Annotated in this window: 19 protein-coding genes; 10 read left to right on the top strand and 9 right to left on the bottom strand. The window is 59.4% G+C overall.

Annotation, left to right across the window (positions count from 1 at the left end):
• The first annotated feature begins 307 nt into the window (after positions 1–307).
• A complete protein-coding gene (locus tag OKC28_RS08695; protein WP_256688290.1) occupies positions 308–1,213 on the top strand; it encodes a PhzF family phenazine biosynthesis protein in 906 nt (301 codons plus the stop codon).
• A 62-nt stretch (positions 1,214–1,275) separates the two neighbouring features.
• Here the strand turns inward: OKC28_RS08695 and OKC28_RS08690 are convergent, their stop codons facing one another.
• Entirely contained in the window at positions 1,276–2,583 is a 1,308-nt protein-coding gene (locus OKC28_RS08690) for a lipase family alpha/beta hydrolase (RefSeq protein WP_256688291.1), read from the bottom strand.
• 280 nt (positions 2,584–2,863) lie between these two features.
• Here OKC28_RS08690 and OKC28_RS08685 point away from each other — a divergent pair, with 280 nt between their 5' ends.
• Both OKC28_RS08685 and OKC28_RS08680 read left to right on the top strand, forming a co-directional pair.
• On the top strand, positions 2,864–3,862 hold the full coding sequence (locus OKC28_RS08685; RefSeq protein ID WP_256688292.1) for a Wadjet anti-phage system protein JetD domain-containing protein: 999 nt from the start codon (positions 2,864–2,866) through the stop codon (positions 3,860–3,862).
• Between the two features lie 703 nt (positions 3,863–4,565).
• Positions 4,566–4,706: a TIGR02808 family protein gene (locus OKC28_RS08680; protein ID WP_005301193.1), complete on the top strand. Its 141-nt coding sequence runs from the start codon at positions 4,566–4,568 to the stop codon at positions 4,704–4,706.
• 14 nt (positions 4,707–4,720) lie between these two features.
• Here the strand turns inward: OKC28_RS08680 and OKC28_RS08675 are convergent, their stop codons facing one another.
• Positions 4,721–4,945, bottom strand: coding sequence for a hypothetical protein (locus tag OKC28_RS08675; protein WP_256688293.1), 225 nt, complete (start codon positions 4,943–4,945; stop codon positions 4,721–4,723).
• Between the two features lie 51 nt (positions 4,946–4,996).
• On the opposite strand from OKC28_RS08675, the gene OKC28_RS08670 reads away from it, so the two are divergent.
• Positions 4,997–5,554 carry a YaeQ family protein gene (locus tag OKC28_RS08670; protein WP_005311179.1) on the top strand — a complete coding sequence of 186 codons (558 nt, stop codon included), beginning with the start codon at positions 4,997–4,999 and terminating at the stop codon, positions 5,552–5,554.
• Positions 5,555–5,565: 11 nt separating this feature from the next.
• A complete protein-coding gene (locus OKC28_RS08665) occupies positions 5,566–6,450 on the top strand; it encodes an AEC family transporter (protein ID WP_021139313.1) in 885 nt (294 codons plus the stop codon).
• Between the two features lie 41 nt (positions 6,451–6,491).
• Here the strand turns inward: OKC28_RS08665 and OKC28_RS08660 are convergent, their stop codons facing one another.
• From OKC28_RS08660 to OKC28_RS08645, 4 genes are all read right to left on the bottom strand, one after another.
• Entirely contained in the window at positions 6,492–7,721 is a 1,230-nt protein-coding gene (locus OKC28_RS08660) for an MFS transporter (protein WP_256688294.1), read from the bottom strand.
• A 70-nt stretch (positions 7,722–7,791) separates the two neighbouring features.
• The gene (locus tag OKC28_RS08655) at positions 7,792–8,562 is read right to left on the bottom strand and encodes an ABC transporter ATP-binding protein (RefSeq protein WP_021139315.1); all 771 of its coding nucleotides are present in this window, start codon (positions 8,560–8,562) and stop codon (positions 7,792–7,794) included.
• Positions 8,555–9,607: a FecCD family ABC transporter permease gene (locus OKC28_RS08650; protein WP_058394405.1), complete on the bottom strand. Its 1,053-nt coding sequence runs from the start codon at positions 9,605–9,607 to the stop codon at positions 8,555–8,557. The genes OKC28_RS08655 and OKC28_RS08650 overlap by 8 nt, the downstream gene beginning before the upstream one ends.
• A 119-nt stretch (positions 9,608–9,726) precedes the next feature.
• Positions 9,727–10,818 carry an ABC transporter substrate-binding protein gene (locus OKC28_RS08645; RefSeq protein ID WP_256688295.1) on the bottom strand — a complete coding sequence of 364 codons (1,092 nt, stop codon included), beginning with the start codon at positions 10,816–10,818 and terminating at the stop codon, positions 9,727–9,729.
• A gap of 841 nt (positions 10,819–11,659) precedes the next feature.
• Here OKC28_RS08645 and OKC28_RS08640 point away from each other — a divergent pair.
• On the top strand, positions 11,660–14,881 hold the full coding sequence (locus tag OKC28_RS08640) for an ExeM/NucH family extracellular endonuclease (RefSeq protein ID WP_270688717.1): 3,222 nt from the start codon (positions 11,660–11,662) through the stop codon (positions 14,879–14,881).
• A gap of 231 nt (positions 14,882–15,112) precedes the next feature.
• Here the strand turns inward: OKC28_RS08640 and OKC28_RS08635 are convergent, their stop codons facing one another.
• Complete coding sequence (locus OKC28_RS08635) at positions 15,113–15,652, bottom strand: glycine zipper 2TM domain-containing protein (protein ID WP_219615662.1); 540 nt, start codon at positions 15,650–15,652, stop codon at positions 15,113–15,115.
• Positions 15,653–16,159: 507 nt separating this feature from the next.
• Here OKC28_RS08635 and OKC28_RS08630 point away from each other — a divergent pair.
• Positions 16,160–16,348 carry a hypothetical protein gene (locus OKC28_RS08630; protein WP_034523758.1) on the top strand — a complete coding sequence of 63 codons (189 nt, stop codon included), beginning with the start codon at positions 16,160–16,162 and terminating at the stop codon, positions 16,346–16,348.
• A gap of 96 nt (positions 16,349–16,444) precedes the next feature.
• On the opposite strand, the gene OKC28_RS08625 is transcribed toward OKC28_RS08630, so the two are convergent.
• Positions 16,445–17,971, bottom strand: a complete 1,527-nt coding sequence (locus OKC28_RS08625) for a YfcC family protein (protein WP_270688714.1) — start codon at positions 17,969–17,971, stop codon at positions 16,445–16,447.
• A gap of 614 nt (positions 17,972–18,585) precedes the next feature.
• On the opposite strand from OKC28_RS08625, the gene OKC28_RS08620 reads away from it, so the two are divergent.
• Together OKC28_RS08620 and OKC28_RS08615 are read left to right on the top strand one after the other, a co-directional pair.
• Positions 18,586–20,208, top strand: coding sequence for an acyl-CoA synthetase (locus OKC28_RS08620; RefSeq protein WP_256688298.1), 1,623 nt, complete (start codon positions 18,586–18,588; stop codon positions 20,206–20,208).
• 144 nt (positions 20,209–20,352) lie between these two features.
• Positions 20,353–20,847: a P-loop NTPase fold protein gene (locus OKC28_RS08615; protein ID WP_256688299.1), complete on the top strand. Its 495-nt coding sequence runs from the start codon at positions 20,353–20,355 to the stop codon at positions 20,845–20,847.
• A 99-nt stretch (positions 20,848–20,946) separates the two neighbouring features.
• Here the strand turns inward: OKC28_RS08615 and OKC28_RS08610 are convergent, their stop codons facing one another.
• A complete protein-coding gene (locus OKC28_RS08610) occupies positions 20,947–21,927 on the bottom strand; it encodes an IS5 family transposase (protein ID WP_270688712.1) in 981 nt (326 codons plus the stop codon).
• A 26-nt stretch (positions 21,928–21,953) separates the two neighbouring features.
• On the opposite strand from OKC28_RS08610, the gene OKC28_RS08605 reads away from it, so the two are divergent.
• Positions 21,954–22,559, top strand: coding sequence for a hypothetical protein (locus tag OKC28_RS08605; protein ID WP_256688300.1), 606 nt, complete (start codon positions 21,954–21,956; stop codon positions 22,557–22,559).
• The last annotated feature ends 3 nt before the right edge of the window (positions 22,560–22,562 follow it).

Genomic DNA, 22,562 nt, shown 5'->3' with positions numbered 1-22,562 from the left:
ACTCATGATGAACCCTGTTCCATGGCTCCAGATGACAAACATGATCTCATATCAGGGACTTGTTCGCACCTTCCCTAGTTGCCAGCACCCGGAACCGCGGCGCCCAAGCGACACCTGTCCGCCATTTAATTTAACGGGTAAGCTTGGCGTGTTTCTCTTGTGAATGGGGTCGTTGGTCAGGTTTGCAAGAGGCTCTGTCTTGGGGCTGCGTCAATGGTCAAGCATGGGTGCTGACCGTTTCAGCATGAAAACAGCCAGTATGAAGTCGTCACCATGTAAACAAGCAGCATGAGAACAAGGAGTGATCATGAAGGAGCTAGCCTCCCCGTTGGAGCCTGAGTTGGTGCGTATCGCCGCCTTTTCTGATGGGCTGCAAGGGGGCAACCCTGCCGGTGTCTGGATTGGCGCCAGCTTGCCCGGCGCACACGAGATGCAGCATATTGCCGCCGAAGTGGGATTTTCGGAAACCGCTTTCGCCGCGCCCATGTCAACGCCCTTGCCCCTGGGCGCACAGGCAGTTGAGCCAACCGCCGAGCTGCGGGAATGGCGGGTACGGTACTTTTCTCCCGAGGCCGAGGTGCCATTCTGTGGCCATGCCACCATAGCCCTCGGCGTGGCATTGGCGCGGCGCTTTGGGGAAGGGGAGTATGGATTGCACCTCAATCAGGCGGTGATCAAGGTATCGGGCTGGCTGGATGGGGAAGGGCACTGGCAGGCCGCCCTGCAATCGCCGCCGACTCACAGCAAACCGCCCCCGGCCGAACTGGTGGCCGCCGCACTGGATCTCTTCGGTTACACGCCCGCGGATCTGGATCCCCGTATTCCTCCCGCGCTCATTCATGGCGGCGCCGATCATCTGGTGCTGGCCCTGAACAGCCGTGCCGCCCTTGCAGCCATGGAGTATGAGCTGGAGCGGGGGCGCACTTTGATGCGAAGGGAAGGGCTGGTAACCATACTGTTGGCTCATGCCGCCCGTGAGCAGCTGTTTCACACCCGTAATCCCTTTGCTTATGGCGGCGTCTACGAAGATCCAGCCACCGGCGCGGCGACGGCTGCCTTTGCCGGTTATCTGCGCGATATCCATTGGCCCCATGGCGGCATCATAGATATCTTTCAGGGAGAGGATATGGGCATGGCGTCACACCTGCACGCCGAGATCCCGGCCGAACCCGGCAGCTCAATCAGGGTCTTCGGCCGTGCCCGCTTGATGTGACCGACACGCAATGAAACATCCGCCAGCTGGCGGATTTTTCATTATGGGGGCCGGATGTCAGCTTATTGAGCAAGGGGAACTGCTTGTGCATTTTCCTCTGACGGGCTGCCATCCTCTGCTTGTTGGTGAAGAGGCGCGAGCCAGTGCAGCAGTTGACGAGTCACCTGGGGGCTGCCGAGCAGGGCCATATGGCTGGTGCGATAGGTAATCCAGCAGTGGGATGGCGCAAATGCCAGCTGGTGGCGGGCTTCCTTGTGCTGCCCAAGGGCACTGCGCAGGGGGACAAGGCCATCGCCAATCAATCTATCTGCCAACAGATTGCGTTTGGCGGCCGTCGTGGCGGCTATCGTAAAGCAGGCGACGCCTGCTGGCAGGGGCAAAGGCGGGCGCGGATCCGTTGACGCTGTATCGCGGGTATGGTCTTGGTCGTCGAGCAGGGTGCCGTGGCGCAGATCCTTGATACCCGCACTGCGCAGCCGAGCCAGCCTGACAAACGGCTCAGTGTAGGCGGTGGCAGGCAGCAGTTGTTCCAGCCAGTGACCCGCGTGTTCAAGGGGGGCCCCATGATGGGGGGTCCCCAGAAACACCAGGTTTTTCAGGACGCCAGGCCAGCTCGCCTCGCTCTGGCTGGCATAGTGACAGGCGCTGCGGATCACCAGTCCGCCCATGCTGTAGGCCAGCACGCTTATCTCGCTGATGTGGCCGGGCCAGTGAGTCACCAGCTGCGCCAGCTGGCTCGCCAGTTCCCGCCCGTTTTGCGAAATCGGCAGCCCTGAGTTGTAGCGCAGATAGACGGGCACATAACCCAGGGTGCTGGCCAGTATCTCCCCATGGTTGAGCGTCTGCTCTTTGTCCTTCCCCTTGGTTTGGGTTTGCCACTGCAGATCATTCATGCACAGGCCATGCACCATCAGCAGCACCCGGCGTTGACCAGCAAGTTCAGGGGGCATGGCGTGCCAGTTCAGGGGCGCCCCCTGATAGTGCAGTGTCATGGGGGTGGCGAGGGCATTGTGGCTGGCGACCAGCTTGTCTCCCATCACGCCGTTGAGGGTGGCGAGCAGGGCGGCGCGTTTGGGGGTTTCGGGGATGGCTTCCTGAGCGAGCGGCACCGGCACGCGTGCGAGTACGGCATTGATGCCACTGCCGAGCTGGTCGGCCGCCCTGTGGATCCCCCGGTAGACAAAACCTGTGATGCCCCGGGTTTTCCCCTCACCCTTGCCCTTTATGCCCATGCCACTCAATACCGCCTGGTGGACAGCCTCCGTGATCTGTATTGCGGCGGGTAGGGCTTGTGTGAGCAATCTGGCCAGCTCGCGGATGTCCGACACATGCCAGGATGAAACCGGCTGCTTTTCTGTCGACTGGTTCATGGGTGGCCCTCGGGAATAGGGTGTCAGCAAGGCATGCATCCCTCAGAGGCACGCGTCTGGCCAACACAGACCCACCCAGCTTGCCGTGTTTGCCTCGGGTTTGCCAGTCATGCTGTGGTCGGCTCTGGTCAACCTGGCCTGTCGTGCTGCCCCAAGCAGGTGTGCGATACGGCGCCACTACTCATTGCTCATGACCATTGCTCATGCGCGAGACCGATCACGGTAATGGACGGTGAAATCACCTCTAATTATTCATATGACGCCGTAACAAGGAGCCGTGATGTCGCTGTTTGATGAAAACCGGGTACAGGATCTTTGTGCTCGCTTGCTGGACAAGCAAAACGAGAGGGGGTGTTCGTTCGATAGCAAGCATGGCCGAGAGTTGCTGGCCCTGTTGCAGGCGATCGGCGGCGTCAAGCCGCTCGGGCGCAGCGCTCGCTATATTCTGACTGACCCGGGGATTGACTATCTCACCAGGCAACTGGCGCAAGTGGCGCCACAACAGCCTGACAAGCGTGACAGCGTGCAGGCACTCGGGTTGACGCTGCCGTCTCCCCTCAATCAGGCCAGTTTTCATGCCCTCTGGCACGGGGATAGCAAACACTCGCGCAGTGACACTGTTCCCGATCAGGTTCCCATCGAGATTTTGCTGACGCAGGATGAGGTGATCCGCATGCGCACCCTGACCCCGCTGTCACTCATCGATCTGCACGGCCAACCGCAGGACATGACGCCGCTGATGACCCTTCTGGGGGAGCTGGCCTTGCCGGAGCGCTGTTTGTCCAGGCTGCAGGGCATAGCGTGGCAAGGGCGGCAGATAGTGACAGTGGAGAACAAGGGGGCTTTCGTGGATTACCCGCTGCAAGCCGGGGAGTTACTCATCTATGTGCCTGGCCGTAACACGTCTTTGGCAAGGCAACTGCTCCCGTTGCTGCCTTCGACCATTCCCTGGGCTCACTTTGGCGATCTGGATCAGCGGGGCCTGGATATTGCCGCCGAACTGGCCAATGCGGTCAACCGTCCCCTGGCACTCTGGTTGCCTTGCAATCTGATGGAGTACGTCCACCACTATGCTCGCCCTCTGACGCGTCGGCTGGAAGGCCAAAAGGGCAGCCGGGGAAAGACACCCTGGCGCGGCAGTCTTGCGATGGCTCAGCCAGACCAGGTGCTGGCCGCGGTATTTATGCATCTGATTGAAAGCCGCTGGTGGCTGGAGCAAGAGGTACTGGTGATGTCCCCCTGCTGGCAGGCATGGCCAGCGGGTGCAACACAGCAATGACGCGGAAATAAAAAAACCGCCAGATAACAATCAGGCGGTTTTTTTATCGTGCCGACCCTTATTTCAGGGCTTTTTTCAGCTTCTTGATCTTGCCTTCGTGCTTGGCAATTTTCTCGAGGCGAGCGGCGATTTTCTTCTTGATATCTTTCTTGCTGGCTTTGGCCATCTGTGTTGCTCCTTTTGCAGTGGTGACACTCGAGGTGTCTGTGAGTCTGTCCATTGACGTCCCAGAGTGCCACAAGGTTGCCGTCTGGGCCAAGCTCTTGTTACATAAAAGTGTGAGTGTCCGCGGTAAAATAAGTCAATACAGCACGGTTTCTGTCGGTGTATTGCTGTCGAGAAAGGCCCATTTTCGAGATGGTTTCTGGCACGTTCCTCCACTCCCAGGAGTACAAACTGGCTGCGAATCCAGTGATCCAAGGTGATCTTCACGGCAGATGTTTGATCCGAACGCCTGCTGCTGGAGCCCTTTTTCCCACTTTTCCTGCTTTGGTATGGGGGCGCACGCTGACAATGGATGGAATTGTGACCATATTTCCCTTGGGCAAGGGCCAAATAATTGATCCAGCGCAAACTTGCCCCCTATTTATTACTTTGGTGGCATAGGACTCAGGCAACTGTTGGGTTCAAATAGCATTATCAGGAGCGGGGAGATAACTCCGTCACGAAAGGGACACCCATTTCACTGGATGAAGGACACACAATGAGTCTGCTTGAACAAACCATCTGGACTGTATTGGGATACGGGGCCATGCCCTTTATCTTCCTGAGCGGGTTTGTGGCAGTGGCAGTGACCTGCTGCTTGCTGCTCAATGCCTTCGGGGTCAAGTCCGCCGAGAAGTGATCCGCTTCTTTCGTTCATACCGCCAAATGCCAGTCTTCGGACTGGCATTTGTTTTTCAAGGGTTTCCCCCTTGCCAGACGGCTCAACCCGCCATCTGGCAAGGTTGTACGAATGCCATGGGCCGGTTGCTGTTTTTTAACGCTTTTTCGGCAGTGAACCGCGGAATATTGGCCAAATGCATGGCCAAGGTGGTCGAACCTGGCGCGGATTTTGATTACACTGGCGCGCAGTTTTTCCACTCTGGATTGATCCGGTCCGGATTGACCACTTCAAGGTATCCAAGATTTTCTATGGCTCTCAAGGCAACCGTATTCAAGGCTCAACTCAGCCTGTCCGACATGGACCGCCACCAGTATCAGGACGTCTCCCTGACACTGGCCCGTCATCCCTCAGAGACCGATGAGCGCATGATGATCCGGCTGGCGGCCTTCGCCTGGCATGCCGCCGAGCGTCTGGAATTCACCAAGGGTCTCTCTGCCGATGACGAACCCGAGCTGTGGCGCAAGAACTATTCCGATGAGATTGAGCTCTGGATTGAGCTGGGTCAGCCGGACGAGCGTCGCCTGAAAAAAGCATGCAACCGCTCCCGTCACGTTGTGCTCTATCTCTACGGGGGCCGTGGCACCAGCGTCTGGTGGAAGCAGAATCAGGGCAAGCTCAGCCAGCACGACAACCTCACAGTGATCGAGCTTTCCGACACACAGACACTGCCGCTCACCGCCATGGTGGCGCGTACCATGCACCTCACCTGCACCATCTCCGACGGTCAGCTCTGGGTCAGCAACGGCGAGCTGGAAGTGACGCTGGACCCCATACTGCTGATGGGGCCACCCGCCCGCGAATTGTAAACGGACCCGCCATGTTCAGTGCGCTGCTCAATATTGTCATACCGGTGTTTGCCGTGGTGGGGCTCGGTGCCCTCTATGGTCGGTTGCGACCGGGCGGGGCCCTGGGTTACGTCAATCGGGCCAATATAGAGTTGTTTACCCCGGCGCTGGTGTTTTCGGCGCTGGTCAAATATCCGCTGGCCTTGATGGCCCATCTGCCACTGATCGCGGCGGGGGTACTGGTGATCCTGTTGCCCGGACTCTTGCTCTCCCTGCTCAGGTTAAAGGAGATCAGCAGACCGGCACTGATCCTGCCCGCCATGTTTCGAAACACAGGCAACCTCGGTATCCCCTTGATGGTGCTGGCCTTTGGCGAGCAGCAGCTCGGCGCCATCATCATATTGTTCGTGCTCTCCAACCTGCTCCACTTCTCGGTGGGCATGTTTATCCTCTCGGCCAACACTTCCCGCTGGCTCTGGCTGCGCAGCCCTGTGCTGTGGGCGGCCTTCGCCGGCTTGCTGGTGGCCAACTTGCAGATACCGTTGCCGGAATACCTGGTGACCAGCGCGACTCTGCTAGGCCAGATCTCGGTGCCGCTGATGCTGTTTGCCTTAGGTGTTCGGCTGATGGAGGGGGAGCTGGGCCACCTTGGCCTGGCACTCAAATGCAACCTGCTTTACCTGCTGGCTGGTGGCTTGTCATTCGGGCTGGTGGTCTGGTTGTTGCCGCTGCAGGCGGAGTGGTTACCCTTGCTGATGCTGTCGGTGGCGCTGCCCCCGGCGGTGTTGAATTATATGCTCTGTGAGCAATATCAGTGCCAGCCGGAAAAAGTGGCCAGCATAGTGCTTGGCGGCAATGCACTCTCCGTAGTGGTGATCCCCCTGGCAGTCTGGCTGGCGCTGCATCTGAACAGTTGAACACCTGTCGTTAACATGGCCCGCAGTATCTACCACCTCTGTCATTCGGGCAGAGGCGAGCTGCCGTGCTTGCCGGATCGCAACTGAGAGTAGAGTCCGAATCCTGCCAGCACCCCCGTCAATGTCAGCAAGAGCCAGATGGTGGTGGCGGGGCGGGTGTCCGCGTCCCCCAGCATGACACCTATCAGCAGGTTGCCAAAGAGCGCCATGCAGCCACCCGCACTGGCATAGAAGCCGTAGTAGCTGGCGAGCTGATCAGAGGGCGCGTAGCGGGGCAACTGGGCGGCAAAGAGCGGGAAGCAGAGAATGGAGCCGAGCGAGAGCAGGGCCACCTGCGCCAATACCCCCACCGTCGGCCAGGGGGCCAGCAGCGGCAGGGCCAGATAGCTCAGCCCCATCAGTCCGATACCCAGCCCCATGGCCAGCGGCACACCAAGGTGGCGCTCCACCAGGCGGGATGCCGGCAGCTGGAGCATGACGCCGATCACCGCCGAGAGGGTGAAGACGCCGCTGAGCAGGTGAGTGGCGTCCGGCAGGCTCTGGATATGGGCGGGCAGGGCAAGATAGAGCTGATGGAACAGGATCTGATAGCTGCCCGCCAGCAGAGTGAACCGCATAAAGGGGCGCTGGCGCAGTATGGTGCCCCATTGGCGAAAAATGGCGCCGCGCGGGGTCTGGTTATCCACCGGGCGCTTGGGCAGCACCCGATACTGCAGCATCCCCAACAGAGCAAACAGGCTCGCCGCCAAGAGCCCGGTCAGGGCATAGCTCTGCTGGGTCAAGGTCAGGCCGACCAGGGGGCCGAGCAGCATGCCCGCCTGGCTGGCGAGATTGTGCAGGGCAAAAGCGCGCTGACGCTGGCTCGGGGTGCTGCATTCGCTGGCCAGATAGGCCTGGGCGCAGGGGGTGAAGAGGGCCCCGGCAAAGCCGGTGAGGGCCGCCGCCAGCAGCAGTATGGGCAGGGACTCGGCCCAGCCCAGCAGCACGAAGCCGACCGATCGCACCAGGCAACCCCAGACGATGGCGGTGTGATAGCCGATACGATCCCCGAGGGTCCCCCCCAGCAGAAACAGACCCTGCTGGCTGAATACCCGCATCCCCATGACCAGACCACAGGCCCAGCCAGCGAGGCCAAGCCCGCTGCCCATGTGCTGGGCCAAGAATGGCATCATCATGTAGAAGCCGAGATTGAACGCCAGGCCATTGATGATGAGCAGGCGGGCGGCCGGGCTCATGCCCTGCCAGTCCCGCCAGTAGGATGCGCGGCTCATGCGCTGTGCACCCGGGCGCCGGTTGCGGGCAGTTGCCAGCCCGCCGCAGGCGGTGTCATGGTCGATCGTGTCATGATTGTCTGCGCAGGGTACGAAGGAAGGGGATGCCGCTCTGATCGTGGCTTATCTGCACCGGCACCTGATAGAGCCGCTCGATGAGGGCCGCGTCGAGCACCCGGGCCGGTGGTCCGAAGGCTTGCAAGTCGCCATCTGCCAGCACGATAAGCTGATCGGCAAACTGGGCCGCCAGGTTGAGATCGTGCAGCACCACCAGGGTGATCCACTGCTGCTCCCGGGTCTGCTGGCACAGGTGCTCCATCAGTTGCATCTGGTGATGAAGGTCGAGGGCGCTTACAGGCTCGTCCAGCATCATGATGCGGGGATCCCGCAGCAGCACCTGGGCAAACAGCACCATCTGTCGCTGGCCGCCGCTTAAGGAGTAAAGGGGGCGATCCGCCAGATGGGCGATGCCAAGGGCCTGCAGGGCGCGGCCGGCCGCCAGTATGTCCTCGTCCGCGAGGCGCATGGAGAGGCTGTCGAGGCGCCCCAGTACCACCACCTCGATGACGCTCAAGTCCAGCTCCAGCTGGATGTTCTGGGGCATATAGCCAAATTGCTGGCGCCATTTGGCCTGTGTCATCTGGCGGGCACTCTGGCCCCCCAGGCGGATGTCGCCAGCGGCTGGGGTCAGTTCCCCAAAGAGAGCGCGCATCAGGGAAGTCTTGCCGGTCCCGTTCGGACCGATGATCACATGGACCTGACCCGGGTGCAGAGTCAGGCTCAGATCCCGCAGCAGGGTTTGTTGCCCAAGGGAGAGGGATAGTCGGGATATTTCAAGCACGTTTACGCCCCTTGCCGAGGATCAACCAGATGAAGAAGGGCACGCCAATCAGGGCGGTGACGATGCCGATGGGAAAGAGGGAGCCGGGTACGATGGATTTGGAGAGCACCGAGGCCGCCGACAGCATGCAGGCGCCGCACAGGGCCGACAGCGGGATCAGGAAGCGCTGATCTTCCCCCACCAGCATGCGGGCTATGTGGGGGGCCACCAGGCCGACGAAGCCGATGACGCCGACAAAGCTGGTGGCGGTGGCGGTGAGCAGGGCGACGAGGATCAGGGTCTTCATGCGCAGCCTGTCCACGTTGACCCCCAGGCTCCGTGCCCTGGCCTCCCCGAGGCGCAAGCTGGTAAGGGCCCAGGCATCCCGATAGATGAGCAGGGTGCAGATCAGGGTGACGGCGGCCGTGATGATCAGGGCATCCCAGGTGGTGCGCATCAGACTGCCAAACAGCCAGAACATGATCTGCTGGTTGAGCTCGGGGGAGGAGAGAAACTGCAGCAGGGAGAGCAGTGACTGGAACAGGAACAGCAGGGCTATGCCCGCCAGGATCAGGGTCTGGCTGCTGATGTTGCGCATCATGGCCAGACCAAACAAGAGGCTGGCGGCAAACATGCACAGGATGAAGGCCCCGGCCGGAATGGCAATCAGGGGAGGGAGCCCGAGACCGCCGGTATAGAGCGCCAGTGCGGCGCCAAGCCCGGCCGCTGCCGCGAGCCCTAACGTGTAGGGGCTGGCCAGGGGGTTGTCCAGCAGGGTCTGCATCTGGACGCCGCCAAGCCCGAGCGAGGCGCCGACCACCAGGGCCATCAGGGCGATGGGCAGGCGCATATCAAAGACGATGGTGCGGGTCATGGAGTCCGCTTGGGCGGGAGAGAGCAGGGCATCGACCACCTCACCAAGGGGCAGCAAGGAAGGGCCGGTGGCGATGTCGAGCACCAGCGTGATGCACAGCACCAGGGCGAGCAGCGCCAGCCAGTGCCAGCGACGGCGCTCTCGTTGCCGCTGACGGGTGAGGGTCTGCTGCAAGGCAGCCAAATCATTCATGGTAACCATCCTGAAGCGGGCGCTCTCAGGGAGCGCCCGCAAGGGTTAAAGAGGGATAACGAAGAGGAACTTCCCCGACTCGGGTCGGGAAAGTCCGGCCCGTCAGGTTCAACCTGCCATTACTTGATACCCAGCATAAAGGTACCGTGCGGGTGAATGGGCAGATAGGCGTGGTAGAAACCCTGATAGGTGGCCAGGGGGTCGAGATCTTCGAACAAGTCGGGGTAGAACGCCTTGGCCATGAACTCGATGAGGGCGGCGTCCATGATGCTGCGGGTGGCGCCGTGATAGACGGCATAGAGGCGGTCCTGCTGCACCGCAGGCAAATCGCGCCAGCCCGGGCGGGCGGCAAATCCCTGCAGGCGGGCACGCACTGTCTGGGCCGACACATCCTGGCCGACCTGCATCGCCTCTGCGCTGCTCACGCTCTCGTAGCCCGCCATCAGAATGACCTCCGGCTTGCTCGCCAGCAGTTGCTCCGGGTGGATGGGGCCCCAGCGTTCGACAAAGGGGGCGGCGACGTTGTCACCCCCGGCCAGCAGGGCCATGGCGCCCCACATGTCCTTGCCATAGGTGTAGCTGTACTCGGCCGGGCCCTTGTCACCCAACTCTATGTAGACGCGGGGCAGCTGGCGTTTCGCCTTGGTGATGCGGGAGGTGATGGTCTCAATCTTGGCCTTGTACTTGTCGGCCATTTTGCGGGCGCGGGCCTCCTGGCCGGTCACCTTGCCAAGCAGCAGGGTGCTTGCCATGTGGCGTGAAAGGGTCTGGGCGTTGTAGTCCACCACCACCACCGGGATGCCCGCCTGCTCGAGGCGCGGCAGATCCGGGGCCAGGGCCTCGTATTGCCACTGAGCCAGGATCACAACATCAGGCCTGACGGCCAGGGTCTTCTCGATGGAAAAGCTCTGATCCTGCACGTTGCCAAGGTCGGGCACCTGGGCCAGTTGCGGCAGGCTGGCCACATAGAGGGACCAGATGGCGGGGCGGGACTTGACGAACCAGCCACGGGACATGCCCACCAGGCGATCGGCGCCGCCTTCACCGGCCACGGCCAAGTAATCCTCGGGATAAAAACCGAGCACGATGCGGCTCGCGGGCAGACTCAGGGAGACCTTGCGGCCCATCACATCTTCCACTTCAACGGGGGCGGCAGCCTGTGCCATCCAGCTCATGAGGGCGAGCTGACCAAGCAGAAGCAGCTTTGCCATGGGGTGACGAAACATCTTTGATAACCTCGGAGGGGGTGAGTACCACAAAAAGAAGTGAGAACTATTGCCATTCACAATTCAAAAAGCAATGAGCTTTTGCATGGTCGGTCCTCTTTTTATGAGGGCTGTGTCCGCCAGGATAAAATACTGTTTCAATAGGCTCTCTTCTTCTCTGGTTAGATCATATTGTCAGCCATTTTCAGCTGGTTCGAACCAGCCCTTTTCCCGTTTTGGCGAGTGTTGATAAGGACGCAGCATGGTGGATCTTCCGTTCTGCAATCAAAGGAGGAGGGCATAGGTGTGGGTCGAGGAGGGGGAAGTATAAATCTGTTTATCATTAATAGAGCAATATTTTGCCTCGGCAAGCAGCCTATATATCAGATGCGGTCATGAGCCTCTGCATAGCCGTGTTTTTGTCATGGTTGTTGCTATTTCCTGCCAGATTTCCCTGTTCGCTCCCGGGTGATCCCCGGTGCGCTGGTATGAAAGCCGTGATGGCACCCTGTCTTCAAGCTGCTGTTTTTGCTTCTTATGTCAGCTTGTGTCGCCATGTTCTGCGCCGCAACGAGATATTGACGGCAGCAAATGCCACACCTTGCGCGATGGCAGTCAGATGATCCGATTATCCTTTTTCTCCCATTATTTCCCGTCACCAGTTCGCAACAATTTTCTGTAATTGTTAGCCAGCTCGCGGCGGTGGTGCGGCCAAACGGGCAGAGTAGGCGCGATATTTGGCCAAGGGCCTATATCCGTTGTTTTTATACGTGCAATAAAGGTGCTGCGGCCCGCATAACGTGGGGCGCCAATAACATATCTGCTAATAAGAAAAGGAACATTGGCTATGTCAGGAAGACACTCTCTGGTGGCGCTCGCGGTCGGGCTGGCGCTGTCAGGACAGGTACAGGCACAACTGCTGATCAGCGAATATCTGGAAGGATCCAGTAACAACAAGGCGGTGGAGCTGAGCAATCTGGGCGCGACGCCCATCGACCTCTCTCAATACCGGCTGGCGCTCTATGCCAACGGCAAACCTCTCACCGATGCCCCCACCAACAGCCTGGCGCTGCAAGGCACCCTGGCCCCGGGCGCCAGCCTGGTGCTGGCCAATCCTTCCGCCAACGCCGAGATCCTGGCCAAGGCCAATCAGACCAGCGGCAACCTGGTGTTCAACGGTGACGATGCCCTTGTGCTCTATCGCGGCAGCGAGATAGTGGACAGCTTCGGCCAGGTGGGGGTGGATCCGGGCACGGCCTGGGTGGTCTCCGGCAGCGTCTCGACCCTGGACATGACACTGCGCCGCAAGGCCACCGTCACCACGGGCCGGACTGATGCGGCGGGCCCCTTCAATCCGGCGCTTGAATACGTGGCTGCCCCTAAGGATGACGCCAGCGGCCTGGGTTGCAGTGGCGATGGCCCCTGCGATGGCACTCTGCCCCCGGCCTTCGTCTGCCCGGTTGATCAGCTGATACCCGTGCCCGCCATTCAGGGCACCGGCAGCAGCAGCCCGTTGGTGCCGGCCGGCAAGTTTGAATCCGAGCAGGCCCATGCCACCCGTGGTGTCGTCACTCAGGTGGTAAGCGGCCTCTACAAGGGCTTCTTCATCCAGGACCCGCAAGGTGATGGAGACCCTGCCAGCTCTGACGGCCTCTTCGTCTACAGCACCCAGGCCAACAGCGCCATAGTGCCGGGGGCCGAGGTGTGCGTCTCGGGCAAGGTGAAGGAGTACTTCAACCAGACCCAGATCAATGCCGACCAGCTGGTGGTGACCCAGCCCATGGTAGCCTTGCCCCCTGCGGTGGATCTGGTGCCGGTGGCGGGTGAGACCTTGAACCAGCTGCTGGAGCGCCATGAGGGGATGCAGGTGCGGCTGGTACCCGAGTCCAGCCTGGTGGTGACCCGCAACTTCAGTTTCGATTACGACGGCAAGCGCAACAACCTGGTGCTCTCTTATGGTGCCCCCCTCATCAAGTCGACCCAGAAGTTTGCCGCCCTGAGCGAGGAGGCGAGCCAGTGGGCCCTGCGCAACCAGCAAAACCAGCTGGTGGTGGAGACGGACGCCAAGGCGCCGGATGGGGTGCTGCCCTGGTATCCCGCCTTCAATGCCGAAGATGGCTACCTGCGCATCGGCGACAAGCTCAACGGGCTGGAGGGGGCGCTGGGTTACTCATACAACCTGTTCCGGCTGGTGGCGAGCAACCGCATCGACAGCAGTGACATAGACCACCGCGGCTGGGACAGGGTAGAGACCCCTGAACTCGCCGAGGCGGGGGATCTGCGGGTCGCCAGCTTCAACGTGCTCAACTTCTTCACCACAGTGGTGGGCGGGGATGCCAACCCCACAGGGACCAATCGTGGCGCCCTGACAGTGGGTGAGTTCGAGAAGCAGCGCACCAAGATCGTCAGCGCCATCACCCGCCTCAATGCCGATGTGGTGGGGCTGATGGAGATAGAGAACAACGGCTATGGCGACAACTCCGCCATCGCCAATCTGGTCGAGGCCCTCAACGCCGCCCAGCCGGATGAAGCGGATCACTACCGCTGGATTGCCTCGCCCGATGGCCAGCCCATAGGTACCGATGCCATTACCGTGGGGCTTATCTACCGGCCCGCCAGCGTGACGCCGCAAGGTGCCGCCAGCCTCATAGTGCTGCCGGTGCAGCAGGCCGAGGCCTTGGACGCCAGCGGCAAGCCGGTTGCCATCAATCAGGGCATGCGCGAATCCCTGTTGCAGCAATTCAGCTCGCCCAAGGGGGATGCGCCCCTGACGCTGGTGGTCAATCACCTCAAGTCCAAGGGGTCCGCCTGCTTTGAGGATTACCCCGACTACGCCAGCGCCGATCCGCTGGATGGCCAGGGTCACTGCAACGCGCTGCGGGTCTCCGCCGCCAAGGTGTTGGGGGAGAGCCTCAAGGACATGAGTGGGGATCTGCTGATCATCGGCGACCTGAACGCCTATGGCATGGAGGACCCCATCCGGGTGCTGACCAGCTATGATCCTGCCGCGCAGCCGCGCCAGATCATGAGCGCCTCCTTCACCACGCTGGCGGGCCAGCCTTTCGAGGAGAGCGGCAGCGCCCTTGGCAAGGGGTATGGTTTTGTGAACCTCAATACCCGCTTCCACGGCACAGACACCTACTCCTACAGCTATGAAGGTGAGCTTGGCAATCTGGATCACGCCCTGGCCAACCCCAGCCTGGCAGCCAAGGTGATCGGTATCGAGGATTGGCACATCAACTCCGCCGAGAGCAACTTCTTTGAGTACGGCAGCAAGTACACAGGCCAGCTGGCCAAATCGGACGGCCCCTTCAGCGCCTCGGATCACGATCCCGTACTGGTGGCGATCCAGTATCCGCTGCCGCCTGCCGGGGTGATCAGTCTGGACAGCGCTGCCGCCAGCGTGGAGGAGGGCAGCGCCCTGAGTCTCACCGTCAGCCGCCGCGATGGCAGCCATGGCGAGGCCAGCGTGCACTACCGCATCGTCTTTGGCAGCGCCGATGCCAATGATGTGGCGCCACTGACCGGCACCCTGAATTGGGCAGCCGGCCAGAGTGACAGCCAGACCATCAGCATCCCGGTGAAGAGCGACACCCTGCGCGAGGGGGATGAGACCTTCACTCTGGAACTGTTCGATGCGAGCGGAGCCAGCCTTGGCGAGCAGAGCCAGACTCTGGTGACCATCAAGGACAAGCTGGCGCCGTCCACCATTGCGCTGGCCCGCGCCAGCATGACGGTGAACGAGGGGCAGTGGTTTGCCGAGATCCCAGTGGTGCGCAGCGGCGATCTGAGCAAGCCGGCCCGTGCCCAGTTGGGCCTTGAGGGGATCACGGCGCGCTGGGGGCTGGATTTCCTGCCCTGGTTCAGCCAGTCGGTGAGCTGGGCCGCCGGTGAGGGGGGCAGCAAGTCCATCAAGGTGCTGATCCTGGATGACTGGTTTGTCGAGTCCACCGAGCAGTTCAAGGTGAGTCTGCGTCAGCTGCAGGGGGGCAAACCGGGCGCAGTGCAGGAGACCCTGGTCGATATCAAGGACAACGACAAGTCCTGGTGGCCGTTTGGTCGTCACTGATAGGTGTCATGAACATGTGTGATACAAGGGGCCTGCGGGCCCCTTTTTGCTGGCTTTTTGACTGGCAAGGATGCGTGCAAGACGATCCTTGCCGGCAGTGGCCACCCTCTGAATTCAGGCTGCTGGCGAGTCCAATGCCTTGCTGGTGAGCAGCGCAGGGGCGTGCGCAATAAAAAAAGGCCCATCGCTATGATGGGCCTTCGTTTGGCGCAGGAGCCTGACGGGTAAGGATCAGCCTTGAGTGCTGTCGATCACCAGCTTGCCATCCTTGACCGGTATGGTGGCGCCGGGGGCCTTCTCCATGCGGATGACCCCCTCTTGTCCGGCGAGGCGGTAGGTGACGTCGTAGCCAAGCGTACGGGTACTGCTCTCCTGCACCGTCTTGCAGCGCTGCTGCGTGGTGGTGTAGGTATCACCCGCCTGCATATTGCCCTGCACCTGATTGCCTGCGTAACCACCGGCCACGGCCCCCGCGGCTGTGGCGACCTTCTTGCCACTGCCACCGCCAAACTGGTTGCCAAGCACGCCCCCGAGCGCGGCGCCAACCACAGTACCCAGGATCTTGTTTTCATCCTGCACGGGTTTGCGGTGGGTCACAGTGACGTTGTGGCACTCCTGACGGGGTGTCTTGATGGTCTCGGTCACCGGCTTGCTGGCCAGTACCTCGGCAAACTGGGGCTTGGATGAAAACAGGGATCCGCTGGCTGCGGCCGACAATGCCAGCGCAGAGGCCACACCGATCCCGACACCTGCCAACATGGATTTGTTCATTTTGCGTTCTCCTGAAATGCATCACCTGATGCGGCTGTTGCTTGCCGCGATCTTGGCACAACCCGGGGGATGAACAAGGCGCGCACCGCTCAGGCACGACAGCCTCTGACTGCACCGAAAAGTCCCTCGTCAAAAAGGTGTCGGGCTTTGGCGACAAAGGCCGTGGAGGTATGGCAGGGATGTGGGCATGTCGCTCTGGATCGGGTGGCGACGTTGCATTTTGCGATTCATATGGGCGCTTTGTGCTCATTTTGCGTCAAGCCCTCGTCGCTTGTATCTCTAGCTGTAGGGGGATTGGCTGCGTTTGCCCCCTGAGACGGGTCCGGGCATCTTGCATGCTGGCAGCAACTGCTTGATAAATCGCTGTGATAAAGCGCTCCCCTTGCCGATAAGAGATCACGGCAAGCATTATGCTTGGTCTTTTGGCAAGAGAGTGAAAGGACGGTGATGAAGTGACACCGTCGTCATCGCGTAGCGAATGAAAGAGAGAATCGGCAAGGGGGACTTATGTCGATGTTGCCAAGATGGATACAGCCGGCCGTACAGGCCCGGATTATCACCCAGCAGCAGGCTCAATTACTGCTGGCATCCCTTTATCAACCTCTCTCCGAAGTGGCGCAGGAGCTGCCCGCCGACATAGTCGACATCAGCCTCAAGCTCTACTGTTTTCGCCAACAGGGCAGGGTGCGCCATTGATGCACGAGTGAGAGGGCGTTTTCCCGAGCCGCTGGAGCCAGGCCGCATAGAGAGCGCCCGGCACTGTGGGCCGGGCGCTCTCTGGTGAGGTTCGCCTCAGATCAACATCACTTGCACCACCAGCATCAGGGCGCCAAAGCCCAGCACGAAGCCCACCATGGGCAGCACGAACTTGACCCACTGGTTGAACTGGATACCGAGCATCTGCAGGGTGACCAGCACCAGCCCGGTGGGGGCCAGGAACAGCATGGCGTATTGTCCCCAGTTGTAGGCCGACACCACTATGTAGCGCGGGATCATCACTGTATCCGCCAGCGGCGCCATGATGGGCATGGAGAGCACCGCGAGCCCCGAAGAAGAGGGCACCACCAGCCCCAGCAGGGTGAACACCAGCATCTGGGTCACTGCAAACACGGCGCCGTGCATGCCGGAGACCAGATCGGAGGCGTAAGCCAGTATGGTGTCCGAGATCATCCCCTGATCCAGCACCAGATTGACCCCGCGCGCCAGCCCGATGATCAGCGACACCGCCACCAGTTCGGAGGCGCCCTGGGTGAAGGCCTCGACCGCCTCTTTCTCCTTCAGCCCCGAAATGAACATGATGATGATGGCGACGGCGAGGAAGGAGGCCGCCATCTGTGGGAACCACCAGCCGGCCATGGAGACGCCCCACACCATGAGCGGAAAGGCGAGGATGAACAGGGTCAGAATGATCTTGCGGCGCAGGATGAAGGGGACCCCTTCATCCAGTGCGCCCTCTTTGAGAAAACGGGCGCGGAAGCTGTCTCTGTCCTCATAGGTGTAGGAGAAGGCCGGGTTGGCCTTGATCTTCTTGCAGTACCAGTGGAGATAGCCAATGACCACCAGAGTGCCCACCAGACAGCCGACGGCACGAAAGATCAGCCCCTCGGTGAAGGGGATGCCGGCGGCGTTGGAGGCGATCACCACAGAGAAGGGGTTGATGGTGGAGAAAGTGGTGCCCATGGAGGCGGCGAGGAAGATGGCCCCCACGCAGACGATGGCGTCATAGCCGAGCGCCAGAAAGATGGGCACCAGTATGGGGTAGAAGGCGACTGCCTCTTCCTCCAGCCCGCAGGTGGTGCCCCCCAGCGCCATGACGATGCAAACCAGCGCCACGAACATGAATTCGTTGCCCCGGGTCTTGCGCGACAGCGCCACCAGCCCGGCGCTGAATGCCCCCGTCTTGTTGATGACGCCGATGAGCCCGCCGAGCACCAGGATGAAGACGATGATGTCAGCCCCCTCTATGGTGCCCTTGACCATGCTGACCGCCACATCGGCGAGACCCTTGGGGGCCTGCGCCAGCCGCTCATAGGTGCCGGGAATGGCGATGGGCTTGCGGATGGTGCCGCTGGTGAACTGTTCCACCCCGATATTGATATTGAGTTTTTCAAGCTCGGTCTGGGTGGCGGGCACCCGGCTTATTTCCCCCTGCGGGCTATTGATCATCAGAGTGTTGTTGGCCGGGTTATAGGAGAGCTTGGAATAGGCCCCTGCCGGAATGATCCAGGTCAGGGCAATAGCCAGCAACATAATAAGAAACAAAATGGTAAAGGCAGTGGGAAATTGTCTGCGTGGCTGGGTATTCGGCTCGGCACACATAAATGCTCCTCGATAAAGCAGGTTCGGGCTCGGCGGAATATCGGGTCGACAGGGTTCCTTCGTCATGAGGTATGAGTGCGCAGATCTACTGGTAATGGCGCACTCGTTGGCGAGAAGTCTGGCCTGATATTGGGCATGCGGTAGATTGTTTCACCATGTAACCATAACCTGCTGGTGTCGGGATGAATACGAAGCACGGCTCGCTTTATGGGCTGGCTCACAGAATATATTGGCTGATGAATTTATCGTTAATTGCAATGCCATGCCCATACGGAGTTATTATATTCAATAATTATCTCGATTCATTTGGTGGATATAATTGGCAACAATGCCATGGACTGCAAATAAATATGTAAATAATGCATGGCAGCCCATGCCGGTTTGATAATGGATACATATTATTCAAGGCTGGCAATGCCCGGCATCGTGACCGGCCTGACAGGGTGAAAACTCAGGCAGCGCCATCACCTAAGACGTTTTGCTAATACCTGCCGCCATGGCCCTGCTGCTAGGCTGTCAGCCCCATAAGAGATCTGCGCAAGGGCATGATGCCGGCGAGATCTCCCGCCCAATTCGATCCAGCCGCTTTGTGCCACCTGCGAGGAAGGAACCCGATGACAGAGCAGAACATCTACGAGGCCGGCCTTGATAAAAGTCCCGCCAATTTCGAGGCGCTGACCCCCATCAGCTTCCTGGCCCGGGCGGCGCAGGTCTATCCCGACTACCCGGCGCTGATCCATGGGGCCTTGCGTCAAAACTGGGCCCAGACCGAGCGGCGCTGCCGCCAGCTCGCCTCGGCCCTGCGTCGGCATGGCATAGGCGAGGGGGATACCGTCTCCATCGTCGCCCCCAATACCCCGGCGATGTTCGAAGCCCACTTCGGGGTGCCCATGAGCGGCGCCGTGCTCAACACCCTCAATACCCGACTCGATGCCGAGTCCATGGCCTTCATCTTCCAGCATGCCCAGAGCAAGGTAGTGCTGGTGGACAGGGAGTTCGGCGCCGTGGTGCGCAAGGCGCTGGCCCTTGTCAAGACGCAACCGCTGCTTATCGCCATCGACGATCCCCTCTATCGGGAGGGGGAGCTGATAAGCGAGCTCGACTATGAACAGTTTCTTGCCCAAGGGGACGGGGATGAGCCCGGTTGGCTGCCGGATGACGAGTGGCAGGCGATTTCCCTGAACTACACCTCGGGTACCACGGGCAACCCCAAGGGGGTGGTCTATCACCACCGCGGTGCCCACCTCAATGCAATCAACAATGTGCTCTCCTGGGAGCTGCCCAAGCACAGTGTCTATCTCTGGACCCTGCCAATGTTTCACTGCAACGGCTGGTGCTTCCCCTGGACCCTGGCGGCCACCGCCGGGGTGAGTGTCTGCCTGCGCCATGTGCAGGCGGGGGCCATCTTCGATGCCCTGCGCGAGCACAAGGCGAGCCACTTCTGCGCCGCGCCCATCGTCCTCAACATGCTCAACAACGCCGACCCTGCGCTTAAATACGGGCTCAATCATCCCATCAAGGTGATGACGGCGGGGGCGGCGCCGCCCGCCACCGTGATCGCCGGCATGGAGGCCATGGGGATCGCCGTGACCCACGTCTATGGCCTCACCGAAACCTATGGTCCCTGCGTGCTGTGCGAACCCCAGCGAAGCTGGCAGGGGCAGGATGCAACTGCACTCTCCCGTCTCAAGGCGCGCCAGGGGGTGGCATCCCCGCTGCAGGGGGAGATGCGGGTCATCAACCCGGTCAGCGGTGAGCCTGTGCCTCAGAATGGCAAAACCTTGGGGGAGATAGCGCTGCGCGGCAATGTGGTGATGAAGGGCTATCTCAAGAACCCGTCTGCCAGCGCCGAGGCGATGGCGGAGGGCTGGTTTCGCAGCGGCGATCTGGCGGTGTGGCACCCTGATGGTTATGTGGAGATCAAGGACAGATCCAAGGACATTATAATTTCGGGCGGGGAGAACATCTCCAGCCTGGAGGTGGAGGACGTGCTCTATCGCCATCCTGATGTGGACGAGGTGGCGGTGATCGCCATGCCGGACGAAAAGTGGGGGGAGGTGCCCTGTGCCTTCGTGAAACTCAAGGAGGGCAGGGAGCTCACCCAGGCCGAGCTGATTGCGTTTTGCCGTGAGCAGATGGCTCACTTCAAGGCCCCCAAGCGGATCATCTTCACCCCCCTGCCGAAAACCTCTACCGGCAAGGTGCAAAAATACATGCTGCGCCAGCAGCTGGGGTAATGGCTGGCGGTCACTGTCATATGAACGTTTGAGCTGGCGCCATATTGCCATAGGGGTGATATGGCGCCAAATTTGTATGTTCATCAAACTCTTTCGGAACTCACTCTGGTAATATCCTGCTCAATATAGAGACAGGGAAACATTATGACGCTTGCAGCATTTAATTGGGGTGAGCCACTCCCATGGGATGGCCCAGGAGCTATTGACGGCGTGGTGGAGGAGCTGGCAGGTGACAGACTGGACCACGCTCGCTATGCCGAGTTTCTGACCAACTATTTGGCAGCAGAGGGCAAACAGCGCAACTATGTGCTGAACCTCAATGCCGAATGGGGGGCGGGCAAGACCTGGTTTATCAAGCGCTGGTATATGGAGCTGAAACAGCACTATCCCACTGTCTATATCGATGCCTGGCAGCAGGACTTCTCCGATGATCCCTTGTTGACGGTTATCTCGTCGATTATCGACCAGTTAAAAATGATTACGGGAAAAGAAAACCCGATTCCAGAAGGAATGCGTCAGCGGCTGCTTGGATTATTTAAGGTTGGCGGCAAACTGGCGTTGAAAGCAGCCATTAAGAAGGCTGGATTGGAAGGGAAAGTGCGAATAAGCAGGTCATTTCTTCCCAAGCTGGCTCGCTGATTAAAATTTCGCGGATCCGGGCCGATTGTTCTCCCGTAAACACCTCGAATTAGCCTATTTAGGCCGTTTTTTCGCCATTCCTGGCGTTATTTCCGGTTTTTAGTGAGATCTCTCCCACTGACGTATCATCTGGTCCACCCGAAACAGGTTGGCCAGGGTGAATAACATCGCCAGTTGGTTATCGTTTTTCTGTAGCCCCTTGTATCTGGCTTTCACGAAGCCGAACTGCCGCTTGATGATGCGAAACGGGTGCTCCACTTTGGCCCGGATGCGGGCTTTCATGTATTCGATGGTGATGGCCGTTTTGTTCTTGCGTGGATGCTGTTTCAAGGTTTTTACCTTGCCGGGACGCTCGGCGATCAGCCAGTCCACATCCACCTCGGCCAGCTCCTCGCGCTGTGGCGCTCCTTGGTAGCCGGCATCGGCTGAGACAAATTGCTCCTTACCGTGCAGCAGATTACCCAGCTGATTGAGGTCATGCTCGTTGGCCGCGGTGGTGACCAGGCTGTGGGTCAGGCCACTCTTGGCATCGACACCAATGTGGGCCTTCATGCCAAAGTGCCACTGATTGCCTTTCTTGGTCTGATGCATCTGCGGATCGCGTTGCTGCTCTTTGTTCTTGGTCGAGCTGGGTGCCTCAATGATGGTGGCATCGACCAAGGTGCCTTGGGTCATCATGACGCCTGCTTCGGCCAGCCAGCGATTGATGGTCTTGAACAATTGACGGGCCAGTTGATGCTGCTCCAGCAGGTGGCGGAAATTCATGATGGTGGTGCGGTCCGGCAAGGCGCTATCCAGGGATAACCGGGCAAACAGACGCATGGAGGCGATTTCGTACAGAGCATCTTCCATCGCGCCATCGCTCAGGTTGTACCAATGCTGCATGCAGTGAATGCGCAGCATGGTTTCCAGCGGATACGGGCGCCGGCCATTACCCGCCTTGGGATAAAACGGCTCGATGACAGCGGTCATATCCTGCCACGGCAGTATCTGCTCCATGCGGGAGAGGAAAATCTCTTTTCTGGTCTGACGACGCTTACTGCTGAATTCACTGTCGGCGAAGGTGAGTTGATGACTCATGATGGCCCTCGGAAATGCGGCTCCGGATGAACATTATGATCTCATATCACAGACTTGTTCGCACCTTCCCTAGTGACTTTTCTAAAACACTTGCAAAAGTTGTGGATGCATACCATCTCTCCGCAAGAGAGACTGAGTCATTCCTGGACACGTTGTTTGCTGTATTGCATTCAGTGTCGGAGCGTTCTATAGATATTATCTATTTATCTGCCTTACTGATTATGCATGCAAAAGTTCCTGCGGCATATATAGTTCTTCGTAGCGGCGGGAAACTCTTAGATGCTGAAATTGATAAGATTAATGTAAATAAAGACAATGTTTTCTCATTTAAAAACAAAGCAAAATTATCAATGGAGATTAATTATTGGTCTGATGTTAAGTCAGGTCGTAATGAAAAGGTAATTTTGAAAAATGATGATTTTTATGCCTATATAGTACATGTTCATAAAATCCTCAGTGGTTACTACTTAAACAGCAATAATAATCCGGATGATATAAATGGATCCACAGTTATTCGTTCAGACGGAAGATATGATGATAATGGTGGATATTATATGGCTTGCTTGCAAAATAAAGGGTTGACAAATAATGACTATATAGAGCTGGTCGAATTATCTACATTGTTACTATGATAG

This window comes from Aeromonas sp. D3, assembly GCF_027705025.1.
In the GTDB taxonomy this organism is placed as follows: Bacteria; Pseudomonadota; Gammaproteobacteria; order Enterobacterales; family Aeromonadaceae; genus Aeromonas; species Aeromonas salmonicida.
The sequence above is the reverse complement of the archived record's forward strand: the minus strand, read 5'-3'. Positions and strand labels throughout refer to the sequence as shown.

Excerpts from the sequence above, each read along its gene's own strand:
- OKC28_RS08660 (WP_256688294.1), bottom strand. The coding sequence starts at position 7,721 with ATGAGCCGCGCATCCTACTGGCGGGACTGGCAGGGCATGAGCCCGGCC.
- OKC28_RS08610 (WP_270688712.1), bottom strand. The coding sequence starts at position 21,927 with ATGAGTCATCAACTCACCTTCGCCGACAGTGAATTCAGCAGTAAGCGT.
- OKC28_RS08685 (WP_256688292.1), top strand. The coding sequence starts at position 2,864 with ATGTCGCTGTTTGATGAAAACCGGGTACAGGATCTTTGTGCTCGCTTG.
- OKC28_RS08665 (WP_021139313.1), top strand. The coding sequence starts at position 5,566 with ATGTTCAGTGCGCTGCTCAATATTGTCATACCGGTGTTTGCCGTGGTG.
- OKC28_RS08635 (WP_219615662.1), bottom strand. The coding sequence starts at position 15,652 with ATGAACAAATCCATGTTGGCAGGTGTCGGGATCGGTGTGGCCTCTGCG.
- OKC28_RS08645 (WP_256688295.1), bottom strand. The coding sequence starts at position 10,818 with ATGGCAAAGCTGCTTCTGCTTGGTCAGCTCGCCCTCATGAGCTGGATG.
- OKC28_RS08680 (WP_005301193.1), top strand. The coding sequence starts at position 4,566 with ATGAGTCTGCTTGAACAAACCATCTGGACTGTATTGGGATACGGGGCC.
- OKC28_RS08615 (WP_256688299.1), top strand. The coding sequence starts at position 20,353 with ATGACGCTTGCAGCATTTAATTGGGGTGAGCCACTCCCATGGGATGGC.
- OKC28_RS08620 (WP_256688298.1), top strand. The coding sequence starts at position 18,586 with ATGACAGAGCAGAACATCTACGAGGCCGGCCTTGATAAAAGTCCCGCC.
- OKC28_RS08630 (WP_034523758.1), top strand. The coding sequence starts at position 16,160 with ATGTCGATGTTGCCAAGATGGATACAGCCGGCCGTACAGGCCCGGATT.
- OKC28_RS08695 (WP_256688290.1), top strand. The coding sequence starts at position 308 with ATGAAGGAGCTAGCCTCCCCGTTGGAGCCTGAGTTGGTGCGTATCGCC.
- OKC28_RS08650 (WP_058394405.1), bottom strand. The coding sequence starts at position 9,607 with ATGAATGATTTGGCTGCCTTGCAGCAGACCCTCACCCGTCAGCGGCAA.
- OKC28_RS08670 (WP_005311179.1), top strand. The coding sequence starts at position 4,997 with ATGGCTCTCAAGGCAACCGTATTCAAGGCTCAACTCAGCCTGTCCGAC.
- OKC28_RS08625 (WP_270688714.1), bottom strand. The coding sequence starts at position 17,971 with ATGTGTGCCGAGCCGAATACCCAGCCACGCAGACAATTTCCCACTGCC.
- OKC28_RS08690 (WP_256688291.1), bottom strand. The coding sequence starts at position 2,583 with ATGAACCAGTCGACAGAAAAGCAGCCGGTTTCATCCTGGCATGTGTCG.
- OKC28_RS08605 (WP_256688300.1), top strand. The coding sequence starts at position 21,954 with ATGAACATTATGATCTCATATCACAGACTTGTTCGCACCTTCCCTAGT.
- OKC28_RS08640 (WP_270688717.1), top strand. The coding sequence starts at position 11,660 with ATGTCAGGAAGACACTCTCTGGTGGCGCTCGCGGTCGGGCTGGCGCTG.